At 72.5% G+C, this 20,072-nt stretch carries 17 protein-coding genes; 10 read left to right on the forward strand and 7 right to left on the reverse strand.

The window, feature by feature from the left end:
- Nucleotides 1-492 precede the first annotated feature (492 nt).
- From G3A44_RS21815 to G3A44_RS21840, 6 genes are all read left to right on the forward strand, one after another.
- Entirely contained in the window at nt 493-912 is a 420-nt protein-coding gene (locus tag G3A44_RS21815) for a DUF2946 family protein (protein ID WP_163459867.1), read from the forward strand.
- Nucleotides 913-1,226: 314 nt separating this feature from the next.
- The gene (locus G3A44_RS21820; protein ID WP_163459868.1) at nt 1,227-3,299 is read left to right on the forward strand and encodes a TonB-dependent receptor; all 2,073 of its coding nucleotides are present in this window, start codon (nt 1,227-1,229) and stop codon (nt 3,297-3,299) included.
- A complete protein-coding gene (locus tag G3A44_RS21825; protein ID WP_163459869.1) occupies nt 3,296-4,459 on the forward strand; it encodes a PepSY-associated TM helix domain-containing protein in 1,164 nt (387 codons plus the stop codon). The genes G3A44_RS21820 and G3A44_RS21825 overlap by 4 nt, the downstream gene beginning before the upstream one ends.
- A gap of 61 nt (nt 4,460-4,520) precedes the next feature.
- Nucleotides 4,521-4,934: a VOC family protein gene (locus G3A44_RS21830; RefSeq protein WP_163459870.1), complete on the forward strand. Its 414-nt coding sequence runs from the start codon at nt 4,521-4,523 to the stop codon at nt 4,932-4,934.
- 5 nt (nt 4,935-4,939) lie between these two features.
- Nucleotides 4,940-5,275 carry a luciferase domain-containing protein gene (locus tag G3A44_RS21835; RefSeq protein ID WP_163459871.1) on the forward strand — a complete coding sequence of 112 codons (336 nt, stop codon included), beginning with the start codon at nt 4,940-4,942 and terminating at the stop codon, nt 5,273-5,275.
- A 71-nt stretch (nt 5,276-5,346) separates the two neighbouring features.
- Nucleotides 5,347-5,940, forward strand: a complete 594-nt coding sequence (locus tag G3A44_RS21840; RefSeq protein WP_163459872.1) for a GNAT family N-acetyltransferase — start codon at nt 5,347-5,349, stop codon at nt 5,938-5,940.
- Between the two features lie 12 nt (nt 5,941-5,952).
- Here the strand turns inward: G3A44_RS21840 and ubiA are convergent, their stop codons facing one another.
- The 6 genes from ubiA to G3A44_RS21870 form a co-directional block, all read right to left on the reverse strand.
- Complete coding sequence (gene ubiA, locus G3A44_RS21845) at nt 5,953-6,879, reverse strand: 4-hydroxybenzoate octaprenyltransferase (RefSeq protein ID WP_163459873.1); 927 nt, start codon at nt 6,877-6,879, stop codon at nt 5,953-5,955.
- Nucleotides 6,880-6,917: 38 nt separating this feature from the next.
- Nucleotides 6,918-7,301 (reverse strand): thioredoxin family protein, encoded by a 384-nt coding sequence (locus G3A44_RS21850; RefSeq protein ID WP_310734435.1) that lies wholly within the window; start codon nt 7,299-7,301, stop codon nt 6,918-6,920.
- Nucleotides 7,302-7,371: 70 nt separating this feature from the next.
- A complete protein-coding gene (locus tag G3A44_RS21855; RefSeq protein WP_163459874.1) occupies nt 7,372-9,057 on the reverse strand; it encodes a phosphoethanolamine transferase in 1,686 nt (561 codons plus the stop codon).
- A gap of 36 nt (nt 9,058-9,093) precedes the next feature.
- Nucleotides 9,094-9,849, reverse strand: a complete 756-nt coding sequence (locus tag G3A44_RS21860) for a phosphatase PAP2 family protein (protein ID WP_163459875.1) — start codon at nt 9,847-9,849, stop codon at nt 9,094-9,096.
- 48 nt (nt 9,850-9,897) lie between these two features.
- Entirely contained in the window at nt 9,898-11,277 is a 1,380-nt protein-coding gene (locus G3A44_RS24210; RefSeq protein WP_163459876.1) for a sensor histidine kinase, read from the reverse strand.
- Nucleotides 11,274-12,008 (reverse strand): response regulator transcription factor, encoded by a 735-nt coding sequence (locus G3A44_RS21870; protein WP_203561528.1) that lies wholly within the window; start codon nt 12,006-12,008, stop codon nt 11,274-11,276. Before G3A44_RS21870 ends, G3A44_RS24210 begins: the two co-directional genes overlap by 4 nt.
- A 363-nt stretch (nt 12,009-12,371) precedes the next feature.
- Here G3A44_RS21870 and G3A44_RS21875 point away from each other — a divergent pair, with 363 nt between their 5' ends.
- Nucleotides 12,372-15,044 (forward strand): hypothetical protein, encoded by a 2,673-nt coding sequence (locus G3A44_RS21875; RefSeq protein WP_163459877.1) that lies wholly within the window; start codon nt 12,372-12,374, stop codon nt 15,042-15,044.
- A gap of 128 nt (nt 15,045-15,172) precedes the next feature.
- Nucleotides 15,173-16,228 carry an aldo/keto reductase gene (locus tag G3A44_RS21880; RefSeq protein WP_163459878.1) on the forward strand — a complete coding sequence of 352 codons (1,056 nt, stop codon included), beginning with the start codon at nt 15,173-15,175 and terminating at the stop codon, nt 16,226-16,228.
- An 18-nt stretch (nt 16,229-16,246) separates the two neighbouring features.
- Here the strand turns inward: G3A44_RS21880 and speD are convergent, their stop codons facing one another.
- On the reverse strand, nt 16,247-16,648 hold the full coding sequence (gene speD, locus G3A44_RS21885) for an adenosylmethionine decarboxylase (protein WP_163459879.1): 402 nt from the start codon (nt 16,646-16,648) through the stop codon (nt 16,247-16,249).
- 91 nt (nt 16,649-16,739) lie between these two features.
- Between speD and tkt the strand changes: the two genes are divergently transcribed.
- Both tkt and gap read left to right on the forward strand, forming a co-directional pair.
- Nucleotides 16,740-18,788, forward strand: coding sequence for a transketolase (tkt, locus tag G3A44_RS21890; protein WP_239062040.1), 2,049 nt, complete (start codon nt 16,740-16,742; stop codon nt 18,786-18,788).
- A gap of 87 nt (nt 18,789-18,875) precedes the next feature.
- A complete protein-coding gene (gap, locus tag G3A44_RS21895) occupies nt 18,876-19,877 on the forward strand; it encodes a type I glyceraldehyde-3-phosphate dehydrogenase (RefSeq protein WP_163459880.1) in 1,002 nt (333 codons plus the stop codon).
- Nucleotides 19,878-20,072: the final 195 nt, after the last annotated feature.

A 20,072-nucleotide genomic window follows, 5' to 3' on the forward strand; every position in this document is an offset into this window, starting at 1 on the left:
CCTCGCGCCTTCAGCGCCGCGTTGTAGACCTTCCAGTTCGTCGTGCGGTACTTCGTCCGCTTCTTCTTCGCTTCGCTCACGGCGTCAGTCTACGAGCACGCTCCCGCTCGCTTTGTGCAACAGAGCCACCTGTAGGCACAAGTTGCCACATCTGGCCATCCAGATGTAGGCATTGCCTGCACCGCTGAACTGGTCAGATGTGGCCATTCTGGGGCACGGCATTCGCCTGTCAAGGTGGCCGGTGCTACGGCGCCACTGGCGAAAAGGTGCGCTGCCGGTGGGTCTTGGAATCCAGCCCTGGCCGCGGCCAAATGGCGTCAACTTCAACGCCTAATCCCGGTGGCCTGGGTTTGGTCCGAACACGGCAAGTGCAGTGGTGCCGGCCCTGCCACAGCAGGGGCACAGGCCGCGCTGCGCCACCGACATGCCGGGTGATGCTTGACGGGCGTCAAGGCTGGCGCCCCCATGGGGGTGCCTAGAATCGCGGCGCCCATGGCCCGCTCCCCTTTGTCTCGCCGCCTGCTTGCCGGTTTGCTGACCGTGGCGCTGCTGTGGGCGGCCACCTGGCCGGTGTGGGGGCAGTGGGTGCGGCTGATGGGGGCAGACCTGCCGCTGATGCAGGTGGTGTGCACCAGCCGGGGCATGGTGAGCTTGCCTTGGGCCGATGCGGGCTTGCGGGCCAGCGCCGACGGCGCCCCCCCGGCAGACCAAGCGCCCGAGGAGGGCGCTGGGCACCAGAACGGCCCCTGCCTGGGGTGCTGCAGCCCGCCACTGGCGCTGGGTTGGCCCTTGCCGCCGCGGCTGCCCCTGCCGGTGCCAGGCCTGCGCGAGCGGCCGCCCTTGGCGCTGCTGGCGCCGGCGCCGCTGTTTGCCTGGGCGCCCGCCCAGGCGCGGGCACCGCCGCGCGGCTGAGCCCCTTGCGCTCGGGTGGCGCCCTTGGCGTCGCCCGTGCCCTGCCTGGCGTTTGACGGGTGGCCGTGTGGCCCTGCCTGGAGGCGGGTGGCCGCTGGGCCCTGCGTTGACGCCGGCCATTGCCCCGGTGTGGCCCGGGTGCGGGTTGGCGCTGGTGCGCGGGCCCCGCCCTGCGGCCTGCCCCTGTCTATTGCGTCCGGCGGCCGTTCTTCTGTGCTGGGCCGGCCGGGCCGCTCCCTGGAGCTGTCATGTTCAAGTCGTTTTCCCCCCTGTGTCGCGGGGGCCGCTCTGGCCTGTGTTTTTCGCCCGTGGCCTTGGCCGCTGCACTTTCTTGGGCGCCGCTGGTGGCCTGGGCCCAGGCCGCAGCACCTGCCACCGGGCCCACCACCGGGCCCACCTCGCCGCAGGCCGCCCTGCCCGACGCTGCTTTTGAGGTGGGCCGCGTCACCGTGACCGGCCGCGCCAGCGGCCCCCTGTCCACACGGCAGTTGCTCACCTCGGTGGATGTGGTGGGCGGCAGCGCGCTGCAAGACCAGCCGGTGCGCCACACCTGGGAGCTGGCGCGCCAGGTGCCAGGCGTGCTGCTGACCGAGTTCAACCAGGGCACCACGTCGGGCAAGCTGTCGATGCGCGGCTTCAATGGCGAGGGTGAGGTGAACGCGGTCAAGCTGCTGATTGATGGGGTGCCCAGCAACACCAACGACGGCAACATGCCCTACATCGACCTGGTGCTGCCGCTGGAGGTGGAGGCTTTGACCACCGTGCGTGGCACCAACGATGCTCGCTACGGCTTGCACAACATTGCCGGCAACGCCGAGCTGAGCACACGCCAGAGCGGGACGGACACCGCGGTGCGCGCCACGGCCGGCAGCTTTGCTTACCGCGACCTGCAGGCCGTGACGGGGCTGGAGGGCGGCGGCTTCAGCCAGACCTACAGCCTGGGCGCCCGCAGCAGTGAGGGCTTTCGTGACCATGCCCGCTTTGAGCGCTACAACCTGGGCGGGCAATGGTTCTACCAAGCCAGCGGCCAGCCCTGGCGCGTGGGGCTGAGCGCCCGTGCCCTGCACCATGTGGCGCAGGAGCCGGGCTACCTGACGGCCGCCGATGCGCAAGACCACCCGCAGATGAGCAACGCCTACAACGCCACCGATGGCGGCAGCCGCGACCTGAGCCAGATCAGCCTGCGGGCCGAGGGCCAGGCCACGGCCGATCTGTCGTGGCAGGCCATCGTGTGGCGCAACCGCTATGAAGACCAACGCTTTGTGCGTTTTTCTGCCGCCGGCAGCCAGCAAGAGCGCGACACCGACGAGACCCACATGGGCCTGCGCACCCTGCTGAGCTGGCGTGTGCCGGGCACCCCGCTGCACCGCCTGGCCGTGGAAGGTGGGCTGGACACCGAGCGCCAGGACAACCGCAGCCAGCGCCACCGCACGGTGGACCGCAGCCGTGCGGCCCAGACCCGCGACCAGCAATGGAACTTCAACACCGTGGGCGCCTTTGCCCAGGCGGTGGTGGAGCCCAGCCCGCAGTGGCGCCTGGTGCCGGCCTGGCGGGTGGACCGCCTGTCGGGCCAGTTCCATGACCTGATGAACGCGGTGGACGCCGACCTGTACGCCTACGGAAGCCTCCACAGCCCCAAGTTCAGCGCCCAATGGCGCCCCGACGCCACCCAGACCTGGTACGGCAACTGGGGCCGCACCTTCCAGGTGGGCGTGGGCCGCGCCAGCTACAAGTACACCGCCGGATCGGCCGAACAGGCGCCGTCCACCAATGACGGCTGGGAGCTGGGCTGGAAGTTCTTGGGGGCGCAGCCCGGGGCGGTCGGCGTGGCCGGGCTCAGCGGCCGCGTGGCCCTGTGGCAGCAAAAGGCCACCGACGAGGTGATGCGCAAGCTCAACGACCCGGCCAACGATTCCGAGAACATTGGCGCCACCCGCCGCCGAGGCCTGGACGTGCAACTGCGCGCCCAGCCCGTGCCCGCCATCTCCACCTGGCTGGCCTGGACGCGGCAAGAGGCCCTCATCGTCACCCCCGACAGCAGCTCGGGCGCCCAGGCCGGCAACGAGGTGGACCACGTGCCCCACCAGCTGCTGCAGGCCGGGGCCGACTGGCAGGCCAGCGCCCGGTGGCGGCTGGGCGCTACGCTGTTCCGCCAGAGTGACTACTTCATTGAGCGCACCAACACCCGGGGCCGCTTTGGCGGCACCACGCTGCTGGACCTGAACAGCCGCTGGACGCTGCAGCCCGGCGCCACCGTGGAGCTGACGTTGAAGAACCTCACCAACGCCCTGCATGAATACGCCTGGTGGGACACCAGCAGTGGGCAGAGCCTGCACTCGCCCGGTGACGGCCGCGCCCTGTACCTGAGCTGGCGGGTGGACCTGTGAGCCGCACCCCCGCGCGCCGCCTTTGGCTGCGCCTGCACCGCTGGCTGGGCCTGGGGGTGGGCGCCTGGCTGCTGCTGCTGGGCCTGACGGGCAGCTGGCTGGTCTTCTACCCCACGCTGGACGCCTGGCTGGACCCGGCCCAGCGCCAGGCCGTGGGGCGCAACGCCCCCATCACCGCCTGGGAGCCGGTGCTGCAGGCGCTGAAGGCGGCCGAGCCGCAGCGCCCGCGCGGCTGGCGCATCGAGCTGCCGCCGGACGGCCGCGGCCTGATCACCGCCCGCTACCTGCGGCCAGAGGAGCAGCCGCCCGGCACCTTCTTTGCCCCGCTGCTGGTGACGGTGGACCCCGCCACCGGCCAGGCCGTGGCCCGCCACACCTGGGGCGGCACCGTGGGCACCTGGCTCTACAACCTGCACTTCAGCCTGCTGGCGGGCGAGCCGGGCGTGTGGTGGGTGGGCTGGGCTGGGGTGCTGATGAGCGTCTCGCTGCTAAGCGGCCTGGTGCTGTGGTGGCCGCGCAGCCCGGGCCAATGGCGCCAGGCCTGGACGCGCAAGCTCGGCGCCGCCCGCCCGCGCCGCACCTGGGACTGGCACCGCCTGACCGGCCTCTACGCCAGCCCGCTGCTGCTGGTGCTGGCCTTGACCGGCACCTTGCTGGCCTGGCCCCAGTACCTGGACCCGCTGGTGGCCCGCCTGGGCCCAGCGCCCGCCCTGCCCAAGCCCCGCTCTGAACTGCCTGCGCCGGGCACGCCGCCGCTCACCCTGGACCTGGCCCTGGCCACCGTGCAGCAGGCCTTTCCGCAGGCCCACATCCGCTGGGTGGACACACCCGACGGCCCGCAGGGCGTGTTCCGCTTTCGCCTGGCCCTGCCGGGCGACCCCAGCGAGCGCTTTGCCCACAGCCTGGTGTGGGTGGACGCCTGGCGCCCGCAGGTGCTGGCCGCCGTGACGCTGGACGAGTGGCCCGCCGCCGCCACCGCCCAAGGCTGGCTGCACGCCCTGCACAACGGAGAAGCCGGTGGCCTGGCCGGCCGCTGGGCGGTGCTGGCCCTGGGCCTGCTGCCCACGGTGCTGGCCTGGACCGGCCTGCGCCGCTGGCGCGACCGGCGCCGCGGCGAGCGCGAGGCCGCCGCCCGCCGCACCGCAGGCTTGCGTAGTTGACTGTATGTTCATACAGTATTTGTCTGCCCTTGTTCCTGCCCCCTGACCTGGAGCCGCTCCCATGCTCGACCACATGACCTTTCGCGTCACCGACATTGCCCGTGCCAAGGCCTTCTACAGCGCCGCGCTGGCGCCGCTGGGCTACAGCGTCTGCTTTGAAGGGCAGTACGGCGCCAACATCCTGGGCTTGGCCTACCCCGACCCGTCCGAGCCCGAGGGCCGCAAGGCCGACGTCTGGTTCATTGACGGCCCCTCCCCCTGGGGCGGCCCGGCCGCCAGCACCGGCTGCCACCTGGCCTGGCGCGCCAAGACCCGCGCCGAGGTGGACGCGTTTTACGCCGCCGCCCTGGCCGCCGGCGGTCGCGACAACGGCGCCCCCGGCCTGCGGCCGGACTACCACCCCCACTACTACGGCGCCTTTGTCATCGACCCCGAGGGCAACAACATCGAGGCGGTGTGCCACGCCCCGGCGTGAGTGCGATGGCCCCGCCCAGCCCCCCGCCCATCTTGAAAGAGGCCCTGCTGGCCCGCCTGGCCACGGTGCACGGGCTGGAGGCCCGGCCCTCCCCGGTGGCGGGCGGCACGGCGCTGTTCTTTCATGGGCGTGAGTTCGCGCATTTCCACCACGCTCAGGAGATTGATGTGCAGATGGGCCGGCCCCTGATCCAGACGCTGGGCCTGAAGGCGCCTGGGGATTCCATCCAGCATCCACGCCGCGCGCCCTCTTCCCCCTGGATTGAGCTGCGTTTTCACACGCCAGAAGAGGTGGAACAGGTGGCGGCCTGGATCATGGAGGCGTTGAAACAGCGCAGCTGAGGCCGCAGCGATGAAGCAGCGGGGATGGAGCCGCCGCACTGAGCGCCGCGGCGCGCCAGTAGACTGCGCTGATGCCCTCCGTCCACCCGCTGCCGACGCAGGCCGCCCCGCTGTTCACCACCGCGCGCCTGGCCGTGCGGCGCTGGCAGGCGGATGACTTGGCCATGCTCTATACGGTGTATGCCGACCCAGAGGCCGTGCGCTGGGTGGGTGATGGGCAGCCCATCACGCAGGCCGAATGTGAGCGCTGGCTGGTGGTCACGGCCAACAACTACGCCCGGCGCGGCTACGGCATGTGGGCCGTGACCAGCCGCGACAGTGCTGAGGTGCTGGGCTTTGCCGGCCTGGTGCATCCCGGCGGGCAAGCCGAGCCTGAAGTGAAGTACGCCTTGCGCCGGGCCTGCTGGGGCCAGGGCTTTGCCTCTGAACTGCTGCCGGCGCTGCTGCGCCACGGCGCCCAGGCCCACGGTCTGCGGCAGATCATTGCCACGGTAGACCCGGACAACCTGGCGTCGCAGCGGGTGCTGCGCAAGGCCGGGGCAGTGCCCGGCGCCTGCCGTGAAGAGGACGACGGCAGCCGTACCCTGGTGTTCACCTGGACGGCGCCATCCGGCGTCATTCCCCCAGCGCCTGCGCCGGTGGAGCCAGGCTGGCGGGGGCGCTGAACGCGGCCGTTCTCAGCCCCGGCTGCCCAGCACCACGCCGACAAAGACCGCCAGGCCGACCCAGTGGTTCAGGCGGAAGGCCTTGAAGCAGCCTTCGCGGGTGCGGTGGCGGATCAGGGTGAAGTGCCAGAGCGCCTGCGCGGCGCCCACGGCGATGCCCAGCCAGAACAGCGGCGACAGGCCCAGCAGCGCCTGCAGCCACGCCCAACCGCCCAGGAACACGGCGTAAAAGGCCATGACCGCCGCCACGTCTGCACGGCCCAGGGTGATGGCGGAGGTCTGGATGCCGATCTTGAGGTCGTCGTCGCGGTCGACCATGGCGTATTCGGTGTCATAGGCCAGCACCCAGAACAGGTTGCCCACCAGCAGGGCCCAGGCGTGCCAGGGCACGGCCGCGCCCACGCCCGCCAGGTGCCAGTCCTGTCCGCCCTGGACGGCCGCGAAGGCCATGGGGATGCCAAAGCTGAAGGCCACCCCCAGCACCGCCTGCGGCATGCTCACCACCCGCTTGGCAAAGGGATAGGCGATGGCCACGGCCAGCGCCGCGAACGACAGCAGGATGGTGGGCGGGTTGGTGGTGAGCACAAGCGCAAAGGCCAGCAGCGCCAGCACCGCGCCCACGGCCAGGGCTTCGCGGGCGCCCAGCGCGCCGCTGGTGACCGGGCGCTGGGCGGTGCGCTTGACGTGGCGGTCGAACTCGCGGTCGGCCACATCGTTGATGCAGCAGCCGGCCGAGCGCATGAGGATGGTGCCCAGGGTGAAGACCGTCAGCAGGTGCCAGCCTGGAAAGCCGTCGGCGGCCATCCACAGCGCCGCCAAGGTGGGCCACAGCAGCAGCAGCCAGCCGGCCGGCCGGTTCCAGCGGATCAGGTCCAGGTAGAGGGACAGGCGGCTGCGCGGGGCCGGGGCGGCGGACGGTGGGGAGGCGGGGGCGTTCACGGCGCCGGATTATCCGGGGCACCGGGCGGCTCCGGTGTTCAGCAGCGCAGCCCGGGTGCCTGGTCCACCAACTGCCGCACCACCTGCGCCAGCCCCGGCACGCCCAGGGCGGGCAGGCGCCGCTGGGCGGCCTCCTGCAGCAAACGCTCGACCACGCCCACATGCGGCAGCACGGTGCCAAAGAAGCCGTGCCCGGCCCCCTGGCTCAGCAGCAGGGTGGGGAAGTTCTCGATGTCCGGGGCGCCGCCGGGGGCCTCGTCCAGGGCGTCGGCATGGTCCTCGATGTCCACCCAGGCGAAGCGCACGCCGGGGTGCTGGCGGGCCAGGGCTTCGAACAGCGGGCGGTAGGCGTCGCAGGTGGTGCACCAGCCGGCGCACAGGCAGGCCACGAGCAGGTCGTCGGGGAGCGGTTCGGAAGACACGGCGGCAGGGTGGATCGGGACAGGGGCGGACTAGTGTGCCCCAAGCCCACTGGGGCGTCGTCCCGATCCGTCAGCGGCAGGCGCTCACCAGGTCGTCCTCGGCGCGGTAGCGCGGGGTCTGCACCTTCATCAGGCCTAGCAGGCTGTGGAAGAGCTGGTCGTGGCTGGCGGGTTCGCCTTGGGCACGCTGGCGCAGGCAGTCCAGTCGCACGCCCAGGTCGGCGGGCGTGCCGGCCGCGGCGGTGGCGTCGCGGCCGAACCACCAGTACATGGGCACCTGGCGCTGCACGTCCGGCGCGATGGCGTGGGGCATGCCGTGCAGGTACAGGCCGCCTTCACCCAGGGACTCCCCATGGTCGGAGACGTAGACCAGGCCCACCTCGCGCTGGCTGCGCTGGGTGCGCAGCCAGGCCAGGGTTTCGGCCAGCAGGTGGTCGGTGTAGCGCAGGGCGTTGTCGTAGGCGTTGACGATCTCCTGCTGGCTGCATTCGCGCAGCTCGTTGCGGCTGCACTCGGGGGTGAAGGTGCGGAAGGCCTCGGGGTAGCGCTTGTAGTAAGCCGGCCCGTGGTTGCCCAGCTGGTGCAGCACCACCACGGTGTCGGGCTCGGGCGCGCCGGCCGGGCGCGAGGCTGCACCGGGCGCCGGCTGGGCCATCAGGGCCTGCAGCCGGGCCAGCAGGATGCCGTCCTGGCAGTGGCCGTCGGCGCACAGCGCGGGGTCGGTGTCGCGGCTCACGTCGTGGCTTTCCAGCCCGGCGCACACGCCCTTGCAACCGCTCTGGTTGTCCAGCCACACCACGCGCACGCCGGCGCGCTGCAGCAGCTGCAGCACGGACTCGGCGCTGCGGATGCGGTCCTCGTCGTAGTCGCGCCGGCCAAAGGGCGAGAACAGGCAGGGCACTGAGACCTCGGTGGAGGTGCCGCACGCCTGGGTGTTGTGGAAGTAGACGCCGTCTTCCCGGGCCAGCCGGGGAAAGGTGGGCCGGGGGTAGCCGCCCAGGGAGACGTTGGCCGCGCGCGCGGTTTCACCCAGGACAAAGACGAACAGTGCCGGCCGGCGGCTGCCGGCCGAGGCCACCTCGCGCCGCACCGGCTGCGGGGGCTCCGGGGTGCGGGTGGCCTGGCGCAGGTCGGTCCAGGCCACGCGGGCGCTGGAGTACAGGGTGGCGGCCGGGTTGAGGGTGTAGCGCAGGCCCTTCTGGTTGCGCATGAGCGAGCCGAAGTCCTGGAACACCAGCAGCAGGGCCAGCACCGCCACGCCCAGGCTGGCCGTGGCGCTGCCCAGGCGCCAGGCCAGGGCGCGGCCCAGGGGCCGGGGGCGCAGCTCCACCCGCCACAGCAGGGCGCCGGCGGCCAGCGCGCCGACGATGGCCCCCAGCAGGCCGGGGTTGAAGAGTTCGGAGGCCTCGCGCACGTCGGTGCGCAGGGCGTTGCGCAGCATGGTGGGGTCCATCACCACGCCGTAGCGGCCCATCATGTGGGCCGAGACGGCGGCCACCAGGATCAGCAGGGCCAGCACCGGCCGCACGCTGCGGCGTCCGGTCAGCAGCAGCACCGGCGCGGCCTGGGCGGCCACCAGCATGACCAAGGTGCCGGCCACAAAGCGCCAGGTGCCGGGGTCGGCGGCGCTGCGGCCGTCCAGCGCCTGTTGCCAGAAGGCGCCGCTCAGCAGCGTCACCAGGGCGGCGATCACCCCCAGGACCAGGGTTTCAGGGGCGAGGACGGGACGGGGCAGACGGCGCAGGAGGTGGATCACGGTGGGCGTGCGGACGGGGAGGATGGGGGGCGGGACTCAGGCCGCGGCGGTGGTGTAGGGGCGGGTGTCGGTGGCAGTCTGCCCGCGGCGCTGGCGCCGCAGCAGCGGGGTGAACACCAGGGCGGCGCAGGCCCAATCCAGCGCCGCTGCCCAGAGGTTGTGGGACAGGAAGTGGGCGCCCTGGGCCATGCGCACGGCACTGAAGATGAGGCCGCAGCCTACGGTGAGCACCAGGGCCGCCCGTTCCCAGTCGGCGCGGCCCTGGTGCCGGGCTGCAAACACCAGGGCCACCAGGCAGAAACCGCCGGCGGCATGGCCCCCGGGGAAGCAGCGTCCGGCCTGCGCGCTGCCGACGAACCAGTCCAGGCGGTAGGCGGCGTGACCTCCCAGGCCTTCGAGGCTCCAGGGGCAGGCGGCGGAGTTCAGTTCCTTGAGCACCACCACCAGCGTGGGGCCGGCGGCCATGGCCAGCGCGGTCCACCCCAGCAGGCGGCGCTGCGCCGGTGCCAGGCCCACCCAGCGGCCGGCCACGGCGGCGGCCACCAGCAGGCACCACAGCAGCAGCACGGCCGACTTGGCCAGGCGGTGGCCCAGCAGTTCCAGCAGGTCCCACTGGCGGGCAGGAAAGCCGCCGGCCACCGGGTCGAAGGCCCACTGCGCCAGGCGCAGGTCCCATCCCATGAAATGGGCGGCCAGCCCGGCGCTGGCCAGGGCCAGGGGAATGGCCAGGGCATGCAGCAGTAAAAAGGGCTGCAGCGGGGCGGGGGGGACGGGGGTTGCGGTGGCGGGCATGGCGGCTCCTGACAGGCCCGGGGCGGACCTGCCGGCGGCGCATGCTAGTCAGGCGGGTGTCGAGTTTTCGTCAACGTCGGCCGCCTGCCAGCACAGCACCAGGCGCAGGCCGTGGGGCTGCACCGCCTCGGCTTGCAGCTGCAGGCCCTGCGAGTTCGCCAGCTGCCGGGCGATGGCCAGGCCCAGGCCCCGCTCGTCGGCCCGGCCGGCGACGGGGGCGGCGTCGGCCAGGCGGCCACGCCAGTAGCGCTCGAACAGCAGGGGCAGGTCGGACTCGGGCACGCCGGGGCCGTCGTCTTCCACCCACAGCCGCGGCGGCCCGCCGCCGGGCGCCAGGCGCACCGTGCAGCGGGCCGGGGCGGCGTGCTCCAGCGCATTACCCAGCAGGTTGCGCAGCAGGGTGATGAGCACATGGCGGTCGGCGTGCACCTGGCGCTCGGCAGGCAGGTCCAAGTGCAGGGCCAGGCCGGCGCGCGCCGGGGCGTCCCCCAGGCTGTCCCAGGCGTCCTGCACACAGGCCCGCAGCGCCAGGCGCGGCGCCGTGGCCACCCCGGTGGCTGGCGTGGGGGACGGCGTGGTGCCCATGGCGCCCGGTGCGGGCAGGGCCGAGAGCGTGTCCGCCAGGTCGTCCACCAGGCGCAGGGCGCGCTGCAGGCGGCGGGCCCGGGCGGGGTCGGGCGGGGCCGCGCCGGCGGCCTCCACCAGCAGCTCCAGGTCGGTGCGCAGGGTGGCCAGCGGGGTGCGCAGCTCGTGGCGCAGGTTGGCCAGGTGCTCCTGCTGGCCGGCGAGCTGGCGCTCCAGGTGCCGCTGCGCCCGGGCGAAGGCATCGAGCAGGGCGGCCTCTTCGTCCAGCGGCCGCGGCGGGGCGGCCTGCTCGTCCGGGCGGTCCGGGGCCCACCGGGCCAGCAGCGCGGTGACCCGCTCCAGCGGCGCCACCGCATGGTTGGCCAGGCGCCGGGCCAGCGCCAGGGCGGCGGCAGCGCACAGGGTGGCCAGCGCCGCCATGAACAGGCCGAAGTCGTGGACCTTCTCCTCTTCCTGGCTGGCGTCGTAGGCCACCACCAGCCGGCCCCCGGCCAGGGGGGTGACCATGAGGTGCCACTCGCCGCGGGCGTCGCTGTGCCGGTGCGGGCCGGGCGTGAGCCGGGCCAGTGGGGTGGGTGCAGGCGCTGGCCAGGCCTGCCCGTCGGCGCCCAGCCACCAGGCCTGGAAGCGGGGCGGCAGGCCCAGCGCCTGCGGGTCGAGCAACGCCTGGGGGCCGTCATGGCCCAGGCGCTGCGCCAGTCGCGAGGCTTCGGCCGCCACCGCGTTGTCGGTCAGCTCGTCCTCCTGCTCATGCACCATGGCCAGCACCAGCAGGCCTTGCACCAGCAGGAACAGCACGACCGCCCCGGCCACCGAGGTGGCCACCCGCCGGCGCAGCCTCATGGCCCGGCCTCTGTGTCCCCCCCGGCGCCAGGGGCCAGGCGCCAGCCCACGCCGTGCACCGTCTGCAGGCCGTCGTAGCCCGCCTGGCCCAGGGCCCGGCGCAGCAGGTGGACCTGGCTGCGCAGGGCATCGCCATCGGGCGTGCCCCCGGGCCACAGGGCGGCCTCCAGGTCGGCACGTGTCACCACTTGGCCAGCGTCCTGCAGCAGACGCTCCAGCAGCTGCATGGCGCGCGGCGGCAGGTGCAGCGGCTGGCCATGCACCTGCAGCTGCCAGCGCTGGCGGTCCAGGGCCAGCGGCCCCAGGCGCACCTCGGCGGCCACCACCCGGCCGCGTGCCCGCCGGTGCAGGGCCTGCACCCGCCAGGCCAGCTCGCTCAGGGCAAAGGGCTTGACCAGGTAGTCGTCGGCGCCGGCCTCGAAGCAGGCCTGCTTGCTGGCGAGTTGGTCGCGCGCGGTCAGCACCAGCACTGGCAGCCCCAGGCGCAGACGGTGCCGCAGGGCCTGCAGCACGCCCAGGCCGTCCAGGCCGGGCAGGCCCAGGTCCAGCAGCAGCAGGTCGAAGGCCTGTTGCTCCAGCAGCTGCAGCGCCTGCCCGCCCTGCGGTGCCCAGTCCACCGCATGGCCGCGGGCGCTCAGGTAGTCGATGACGTTGGCGGCCAAGTCGGCCTGGTCTTCGGCCAGCAGCACGCGGCAGGGGGGCAGGGGGACGGCGTTTGGGGGCGTGGACATGACGGGCACAGGGGCTGCAGGGCGGACGGGGCCGGCGGGCGTGCCGGCACGCGGGTCGGGCGCCGGCGCGGTGACGTCACCCTACAGCGGCGGCCCCGCGTGTCGATTGTCCAGAAAGCCGCCGGGTGAGGGGTGGTCGCCGCGCGGGCGACCATGCACACTTGGACCTCACGGGCGGCGGCTGACCCATGGGGTCGGTGCCAGAGGTCCAGGCAGGCGGGCGGAGGGATGCGCCAGCCCCAGGGACCCGGGCCGCCCGCAGCGGTCTTCGTCCACCCCGGCGGCGCCTCCCCCTTGGCGCGGTGCCGGCCGGTTCGGCGTGGGCCGGGTCGACATGCAACGCAACCGAGAAACACAACAAGGATGCTGCACGACGTCTATCTCTCCCATGCCGCCCCCGACCTGGGCGCGGCCCTGGACCTGACCGCCAGGCTGGAGGCCCTGCAGCAGGGCGTCCGCCGCCCGCTGGCCCTGGACGCCGCCGCCGCCGCTTCGGCCCAGCCGCTGCCGCCGGTCAGCGGCTGCCGCCTCATGCTGGTGCTGCTCAGCGTGGCCTGGCTGCGTTCTCCCCTGGGGCCGCGCCACTGGGCGGCCGCCCGGTCGGCGGGGGTGCCGGTGCGGGTGCTGGTGCACCCTGACCTGCCACGCCTGCCTCAGGACGGCGTGGGACGGGGTCGCCGCGCCCAGCTGGAGGAGGTGCTGGCTGGACACCCCCTGGCCGCCGAGCTGCTGGCCACCCCCTGGTGGTGGCTGGGTGAGCCCGGCGACGCCGCGCCCCACTGGGCCTTGCTGCCGCAGGTGCTGGCGTCCACCGCGGATGCCCTGCCCGTGGCCGAGCCGCCACCTCTGGCGCCGGCGCAGGGCGAGCCACCAAGGGCCGGGCTGGCCAGCCGGCTGGCCATGCTCTACGGCGGCGCCCAGGCCCGGGCCACGGCCTACCAGGCCCGCGACCGGGCCCGGGGCGAGCCGGCACTGGCGCTGGCGCTGGCCGCCGCCGCCGCCGACCTGGCCGACACCCCCGCCTCGCGCTCCACCCTGCTCACTTTGCTGGGCCAGCAGACGGCGCTGCGCCGTGTCATGCCCTTGCATGCCCCCGGCCGGCGGGTCCAGGCACTGGCCTTCAGCCCAGACGGGCGCTGGCTGGCCACCGGTGATGCCCGCCAGGGGCCCGGGGACGACGGGCCGGCCCGGCTGTGCCTGGTCGACCTGCACACCCTGCAGCAGCGCGAGGGCTCGCAGAGCCGCTCCGGCAGCATCGGCGCCCTGGCCTGGGGCCGGCCCTGGCTGGCGGTGGGCACCCGCGGGGGCGTGGGCTGGCTGCGCTGGGACGAGGCCTCGCAGCGCTTTGGCGCGCGCAGTCCCACCCCCTTGTCCGAACCGGTCACCCCGGCTTGGATGAGCTGGTCGGGCGTCCAGTGGGCCGGTGGTGACGATTGGCTGGCTTGGGGTTGCCCGGAGGGGCTGCTGGGCCTGGCCCGGCCCGGCGAGGCGCGTGCCCATGAGCTGCGTCTGCCCCAGGCCGGACGCCCCGACGCCCTGCAGGGCTTGGCCTGGGTGGCCCCCGGCCAGGTGCTGACCCTGGAGTCCAACCGTGTGTGCCTGCGGCCCTTCCCGGCGCTGGAGCCGGTGGTCACCCTGGGGGCGATGGACCGTTTCTTCCACCTCTGGGCCCAGGGCGGCCACTGGGTGGTGACCGGGGTCCAGCGCGGCCGCACCGGCGTGCTGCGCGGCTTCGGCGCCGAGGTCTGGTCCTTCGAGCCCCATGCGGCCAGCGGGCCCTTCCAGGCGGCCGACCTGGGGCAGCGCACCGGCGAGCCGAACTGGGTGATCAGCGTGCCCGGCCGCAAGGGCCATGATGTCCCGGCCTTGGCGGTGGGGCCGGACTTGGCGCGGCTGCATTACCTGCTGCCCAGTCTGGCCACGCCGGCCGCCGGGCTGGCGGTGGATGCCCCGCGTCGCCGCGTGGCCGTGGGGGATGGGCGCACCGGGGCCGTGAGCATCTGGCAGCTGGGCGAGCCGCACCCCCTGCTGCATCCGCTGATGCCCGCCGGGGTGGTGCGCGCCGTGGCCGCCGGTCCGGGCCACGCCATGATGTGGGTGGACCTGTCCAGCGCCTTCCACCGGGACCTGATGGACGGAGGGGAGCGGCCGGACCGCCTGAGCGCCGGCTTTGCCGTGGTGCGCCTGCTGCCGCTGGACGGCGGCCGCGAGGTGCTGATGCTGGGCGAGAAGGGGGAGAGCGCGGTCTTTGACCTGGCCAGCGGCCAGCGCCGCCAGCCGCTGTGGCCCCGTCCGCCTGGCCGTGAGGGGCTGCACCTGGTGGCCACCGCCGCTCAGGCCCCGCGCGTGGCCATGGTCGACCCCGACGGTGTGCTCTGGCTGCTGGAGGCCCGGGATGGCCACTGGCAGCCCCTGGCGCACTGGGAGGTGATCGGCCAGCCGCTGGCCATTACCCTCAGCCCGCGGGGGGAGGAGATCCATGTGATGGTGGCCCAGGGCTTTGTGCGGGTGGGCCGCTGGCGCATGGACGACCCCGGCAGCCCCCACTGGTCGGTGGTGCTGAGCCAGGGCCTGCCAGGCCCCATGGCGGTGGAGGCGGGCGGCGCGTTGCTGGTGGGCGACGGTGAGGACCTGGTCTGGCAGGCCGCCGGGCAGGACAGCGGCGACACCCTGCGCCTGAGCGGCCACGCGGCCCCGGTGCGTGCCGTGGCCCTTACCCAAGACCTGCTGCTGAGCGTATCTGCCGCGGAGCAGCAGCCTGAGCTGGATGAGTTGAGGCTGTGGTCCACCAGTGGCCTGGCCCTGGGGGTGGTGCCCCTGCCCGACCGCCTTGCCAGCCTGGGCGTCACCCGCAGCGGCCAGCAGGCCTGGCTGCTGATGCGGGGCGGCGAGCTGTTCCGCCTGCCCCTGGACACGGCGGCCTGGGCGCGCATCGCGCAGTTCGTGGCCGGGCGGCCCCTGACGGCCGCCGAGCGGCAGCAGCATGGGCTGCTGGATGCGGGACAGTTGGCGCCATCGCCTCCCGGGCCGGCTTGACCCCGTGCCGTGCAGTGGTACTGCGTGTCCCCCTGACCGGGTACACAATCGCGCCACAGAAAAACAGGCACGCCATGACGTGTGCCGCGCGGGGAGGGTGAGCCCAAGCAGGTCAGACCGCAAGCAGTATGAAGATCCCCTATTCCCCGGCGCCCTCGCGCCATGACGGCATGCCCTACCGGCGCTGTGGCCACAACGGCCTGAGCCTGCCGGCGCTGTCGCTGGGGTTGTGGCAGGGTTTTGGCGACAACGCCTCCACCCTTCAGCACCGTGAGCTGCTCACCACCGCGTTCGACCTGGGCATCACCCACTTCGACCTGGCCAACAACTACGGCCCCCCCAGCGGCTCGGCCGAGCTGCACTTTGGCCGCGTGCTGCGCGAGGACCTGCGCGCCTGGCGCGACGAGATCACCATTTCCACCAAGGCCGGCGGTCGCATGTGGCCCGGCCCCCATGGCGCGGGCGGCGCCTCGCGCAAGCACCTGCTGGCCAGCCTGGACCAGAGCCTGCGCCGCCTGCAGACCGACTACGTGGACATCTTCCTGGCCCACCGGCCGGATCCCGACACCCCGCTGGCCGAGACGGCGGCCGCCCTGGCCACCGCGGTGCGCCAGGGCAAGGCGTTGTACGTCGGCGTCTCCGGCTACGGCCCCGAGGCGGCCCTGACCCTGGGCCAGCTGCTGGAGCGCGAGGGGGTGCGCATGCTGATGCATGAGGCCAGCTACAGCCTGCTCAACCGCAGCGCCGAGAACGGTCTGCTGGATGCCTGTGAGAGCCAGGGCGTGGGCTGCATCACCGTCTCGGCCCTGGCCGAGGGGGTGCTGACCAACCGCTACCTGGCCGACCTGGCACGCCAGGAGCTCGACGAGGCCGGCGTCACCGTGGGCGGACAGGTGCCGATGATGGGCCAACTCAAGCGGTTGCGGTCGCTCTACTACCTGGCCAAGCAGCGGGGGCAGACCCTCAGCCAGCTGGCGCTGGCCTGGGTGCTGCGCGATGCCCGCGTCACCAGCGCCGCCTTTGCCGCCACCCACCCCAGCCAGGTGCGCGAGGCGGTGGCTGCGCTGCGCAACCTGCACTTCAGCGCCGACGAGATCGTTGAGCTGGACCACTACGCTCCCAACACCGGGCGCGACCCCTGGCGACGTGCCGCCACGCTGGACAAGCCGCCACTGAGGGCTTGAACCGGTCGGTGCCCGGATTCAGCAGGGCTCAGGCGGTGGCGCGCCACGCCGCAGCTGCTGCTGCCGCACGGCGCTGGGGCCAAAGGCCTGCAGCAGCCGCGCCAGCAGCGCCTGGGCCTGCGGGCCGTTGTCCCGCCCGAGGTTGCAGACGTAGACGTCCAGCGTGACCTCGCCGCGTTCGGGCCAGGTGTGCACCGCCAGGTGCGACTCGCTGAGCAGCACCAGGCCGGTCACGCCGCCCGGGCCCGCCGTGGGGGGCGCGGCGGTCTGCGCAAAGGCATGGAACAGCTGTCCCACCGGGGTCAGGCCTGCCTCGCGCACCGCCCGCAGGCACAGCTGTTCCAGGGCGTGAGCATCGGTCATGACCGGCGCTCCGGCCGGGCATCCGGACAGGTCCGCGGTGAGGTGCAGGCCTTGCATGTCGGGGCGATGAAAACCCGCAGTCTAAAATACCGGGCTCCCCTTCCTCGGATAACCGGCTGCCTGCGCTGACGCGCGGCGGCCCGCTGCCATGCCCACTACCGTTCGCACCCCCGACCATCCCCTGATGGCCCACGCCATCCGCGCCCTGGCCATGGATGGTGTCCAGCAGGCCAACTCCGGACACCCCGGGGCCCCGATGGGCATGGCCGAGATGGCCCAGGCCCTCTGGACCCGCCACCTCAAGCACAACCCGGCCGATCCCAAGTGGGCTGACCGCGACCGTTTCGTGCTGTCCAACGGCCACGGCTCGATGCTGATCTATGCGCTGCTGCACCTGACCGGCTACGCCCTGGGCACCGACGACCTCAAGGCCTTCCGCCAGCTGCACAGCAAGACCCCCGGCCACCCCGAAGTGGACGTGACCCCGGGCGTCGAGACCACCACCGGCCCGCTGGGCCAGGGCATCACCAACGCCGTGGGCATGGCCCTGGCCGAGAAGCTGCTGGCTGCCGAGTTCAACACCGACAAGCACACGCTGGTGGACCACCGCACCTACGTGTTCATGGGTGATGGCTGCCTGATGGAAGGCATCAGCCACGAGGCCGTGGCCCTGGCCGGCGCCTGGAAGCTGAACAAGCTGATCGCCCTGTACGACGACAACGGCATCTCCATCGATGGCCAGGTCGCCCCCTGGTTCATCGACAACACCCCGCAGCGTTTCGCCGCCTGCGGCTGGAACGTGATCGGCCCGGTGGATGGCCATGACGTGGCCGCAGTGGACGCCGCCCTGGAGCTGGCCAAGCAGAGCGTGGACAAGCCGACGCTGATCGTCTGCAAGACGCACATCGGCAAGGGCTCGCCCAACCGTGCCAACACCTCCAAGGCCCACGGCGAGCCCCTGGGCGCCGCCGAGATCGCCCTGACCCGCGAGGCCCTGGGCTGGACCGCCGAGCCCTTCGTGATCCCGGCCGAGGTCAAGGCCGCCTGGGACTGCACCAAGGCCGGCAAGGCCGCGCAAGCCCAGTGGGACAAGGTCTTCAAGGCCTACCAGAAGGCCGACGCCGCCAAGGCCGCCGAGTTTTTGCGCCGCATGGCCGGCGAGCTGCCCGAGAACTTCGCCGAGATCGCCGTGGAAGCCGTGGGCGGCGCCCACGACAAGGCCGAAGGCGTGGCCAGCCGCAAGGCCAGCCAGCTGGCGCTGGAGGTCTTCACCGCCGCCCTGCCCGAGCTGCTGGGCGGATCGGCCGACCTGACCGGCTCCAACCTGACCAACACCAAGAGCACTCCGGCCCTGCGCTTTGACGCGGCCGGCACCCCGGTGCGCAACGAGGCCGGCCAGCTGGGCCGCCACATCAACTACGGTGTGCGCGAGTTCGGCATGGCCGCCATCATGAACGGCGTGGCCCTGCACGGCGGCTACATCCCCTATGGCGGCACCTTCCTGACCTTCAGCGACTACAGCCGCAACGCCATCCGCATGGCCGCGCTGATGAAGCAGCGCGTGGTGCACGTCTTCACCCACGACTCCATCGGCCTGGGCGAGGACGGCCCCACCCACCAGTCGGTGGAGCACGCCGCCAGCCTGCGCCTGATCCCCAACCTGGACGTCTGGCGCCCGGCCGACACCTGCGAGACCGCCGTGGCCTGGAGCATGGCCCTGGCCAACAAGCACCGCCCCAGCGCGCTGCTGCTGAGCCGCCAGAACCTGCCCTACCAGCCCAAGACCGACGCCGACGTGATCACCCGTGGCGCCTACGTGCTGGCCGAGCCCGCCCGCGTGGGCCTGCGCCGCAAGGCCCAGGCGGTGATCATCGCCACCGGCTCCGAGGTCGAGCTGGCCATGCAGGCCCAGGCCAAGCTGGCCGAGCAGGGCGTGGCCGTGCGCGTGGTCTCCATGCCCTCCACCACCGTCTTCGACCGCCAGGACGTGGCCTACAAGACCGAGGTGCTGCCGGCCAAGCTGCCGCGCATCGCCATCGAGGCCGGCGTGACCGACGGCTGGTGGAAGTACGGCTGCGCCGCCGTCATCGGCCTGGACCGCTACGGCGAGTCCGCCCCGGCCGGTGTGCTGTTCCAGCACTTCCACTTCACGGTGGACAACGTCGTGGCGACGGTGCAAGAGGTGCTCGCCAAGTAATCGAAGCGGGGGCAGACTGTGAAGTCCGCCCCTTTTTTTCGTCCCCTTTCCGTTTCTGACCTTCAACGACCACAAGGAAGACACAGCATGACCATCAAGGTGGGTATCAACGGTTTCGGCCGCATCGGCCGCATGGTGTTCCGCGCCGCGGTGCAGAACTTCGCCAACGACATCGAGATCGTCGGCATCAACGACCTGCTGGAGCCGGACTACCTGGCCTACATGCTGAAGTACGACAGCGTGCATGGCCGCTTCAAGGGTGACGTGGCCGTGGACGGCAACAACCTGATCGTCAACGGCAAGAAGATCCGCCTGACCGCCGTCAAGAACCCGGCCGAGCTGGCCTGGGGCGATGTGGGCGCCGACGTGGTGATCGAGTCCACCGGCCTGTTCCTGACCAAGGAAACCGCCGAGGCCCACCTCAAGGCCGGCGCCAAGAAGGTCATCATGTCGGCCCCGTCCAAGGACGACACCCCGATGTTCGTCTACGGCGTGAACGACAAGTCCTACGCTGGCCAGGCCATCATCTCCAACGCCAGCTGCACCACCAACTGCCTGGCCCCGGTGGCCAAGGTGCTCAACGACAGCTTCGGCATCAAGCGCGGCCTGATGACCACCGTGCACGCCGCCACCGCCACCCAGAAGACCGTGGACGGCCCGTCCAACAAGGACTGGCGCGGCGGCCGTGGCATCCTGGAAAACATCATCCCGTCGTCCACCGGTGCCGCCAAGGCCGTGGGCGTGGTGCTGCCTGAGCTCAAGGGCAAGCTGACCGGCATGGCTTTCCGCGTGCCCACCAGCGATGTGTCCGTGGTCGACCTGACCGTCGAGCTGAACACTGAAGCCTCGTACGCCGACATCTGCGCCGCCATGAAGGCCGCCTCCGAAGGCGCCATGAAGGGCGTGCTGGGCTACACCGAGGACAAGGTGGTGGCCACCGACTTCCGCGGCGAGCCCTGCACCTCGGTGTTCGATGCCGAAGCCGGCATCGCCCTGGACAAGACCTTCGTCAAGGTCGTGTCCTGGTACGACAACGAGTGGGGCTACTCCAACAAGTGCCTGGAGATGGCCAAGGTCATCGCCGCCTGATCTGGCGCCTGCCTCTCTGCGTGGCCGCCAGCCTGAGCCGGCGCCACGCCACCCACCAGGGCCCTTCGGGGCCCTTTTTCATGCCCGTGACCCGGGTTCAGTCCGCGCCGGTGGGCGCCGATAGGCGATAGGGGCATCAGCCTGGCCATCCTCTGGTCGCGGGGGGCGTTTTGCCCCCCAGGCGCGGCGGTGGCT

The organism is Ideonella livida (assembly GCF_010499455.1).
GTDB lineage: Bacteria > Pseudomonadota > Gammaproteobacteria > Burkholderiales > Burkholderiaceae_C > Ideonella > Ideonella livida.

What these genes read in the sequence shown, in the direction of transcription:
- G3A44_RS21815 (WP_163459867.1), top strand. Translation starts at nt 493, where the DNA reads ATGGCCCGCTCCCCTTTGTCTCGCCGCCTGCTTGCCGGTTTGCTGACC.
- G3A44_RS21830 (WP_163459870.1), top strand. Translation starts at nt 4,521, where the DNA reads ATGCTCGACCACATGACCTTTCGCGTCACCGACATTGCCCGTGCCAAG.
- G3A44_RS21835 (WP_163459871.1), top strand. Translation starts at nt 4,940, where the DNA reads ATGGCCCCGCCCAGCCCCCCGCCCATCTTGAAAGAGGCCCTGCTGGCC.
- G3A44_RS21840 (WP_163459872.1), top strand. Translation starts at nt 5,347, where the DNA reads ATGCCCTCCGTCCACCCGCTGCCGACGCAGGCCGCCCCGCTGTTCACC.
- G3A44_RS21860 (WP_163459875.1), bottom strand. Translation starts at nt 9,849, where the DNA reads ATGCCCGCCACCGCAACCCCCGTCCCCCCCGCCCCGCTGCAGCCCTTT.
- G3A44_RS24210 (WP_163459876.1), bottom strand. Translation starts at nt 11,277, where the DNA reads ATGAGGCTGCGCCGGCGGGTGGCCACCTCGGTGGCCGGGGCGGTCGTG.
- G3A44_RS21870 (WP_203561528.1), bottom strand. Translation starts at nt 12,008, where the DNA reads ATGTCCACGCCCCCAAACGCCGTCCCCCTGCCCCCCTGCCGCGTGCTG.
- G3A44_RS21875 (WP_163459877.1), top strand. Translation starts at nt 12,372, where the DNA reads ATGCTGCACGACGTCTATCTCTCCCATGCCGCCCCCGACCTGGGCGCG.
- G3A44_RS21880 (WP_163459878.1), top strand. Translation starts at nt 15,173, where the DNA reads ATGAAGATCCCCTATTCCCCGGCGCCCTCGCGCCATGACGGCATGCCC.
- speD (WP_163459879.1), bottom strand. Translation starts at nt 16,648, where the DNA reads ATGCAAGGCCTGCACCTCACCGCGGACCTGTCCGGATGCCCGGCCGGA.
- tkt (WP_239062040.1), top strand. Translation starts at nt 16,740, where the DNA reads ATGCCCACTACCGTTCGCACCCCCGACCATCCCCTGATGGCCCACGCC.
- gap (WP_163459880.1), top strand. Translation starts at nt 18,876, where the DNA reads ATGACCATCAAGGTGGGTATCAACGGTTTCGGCCGCATCGGCCGCATG.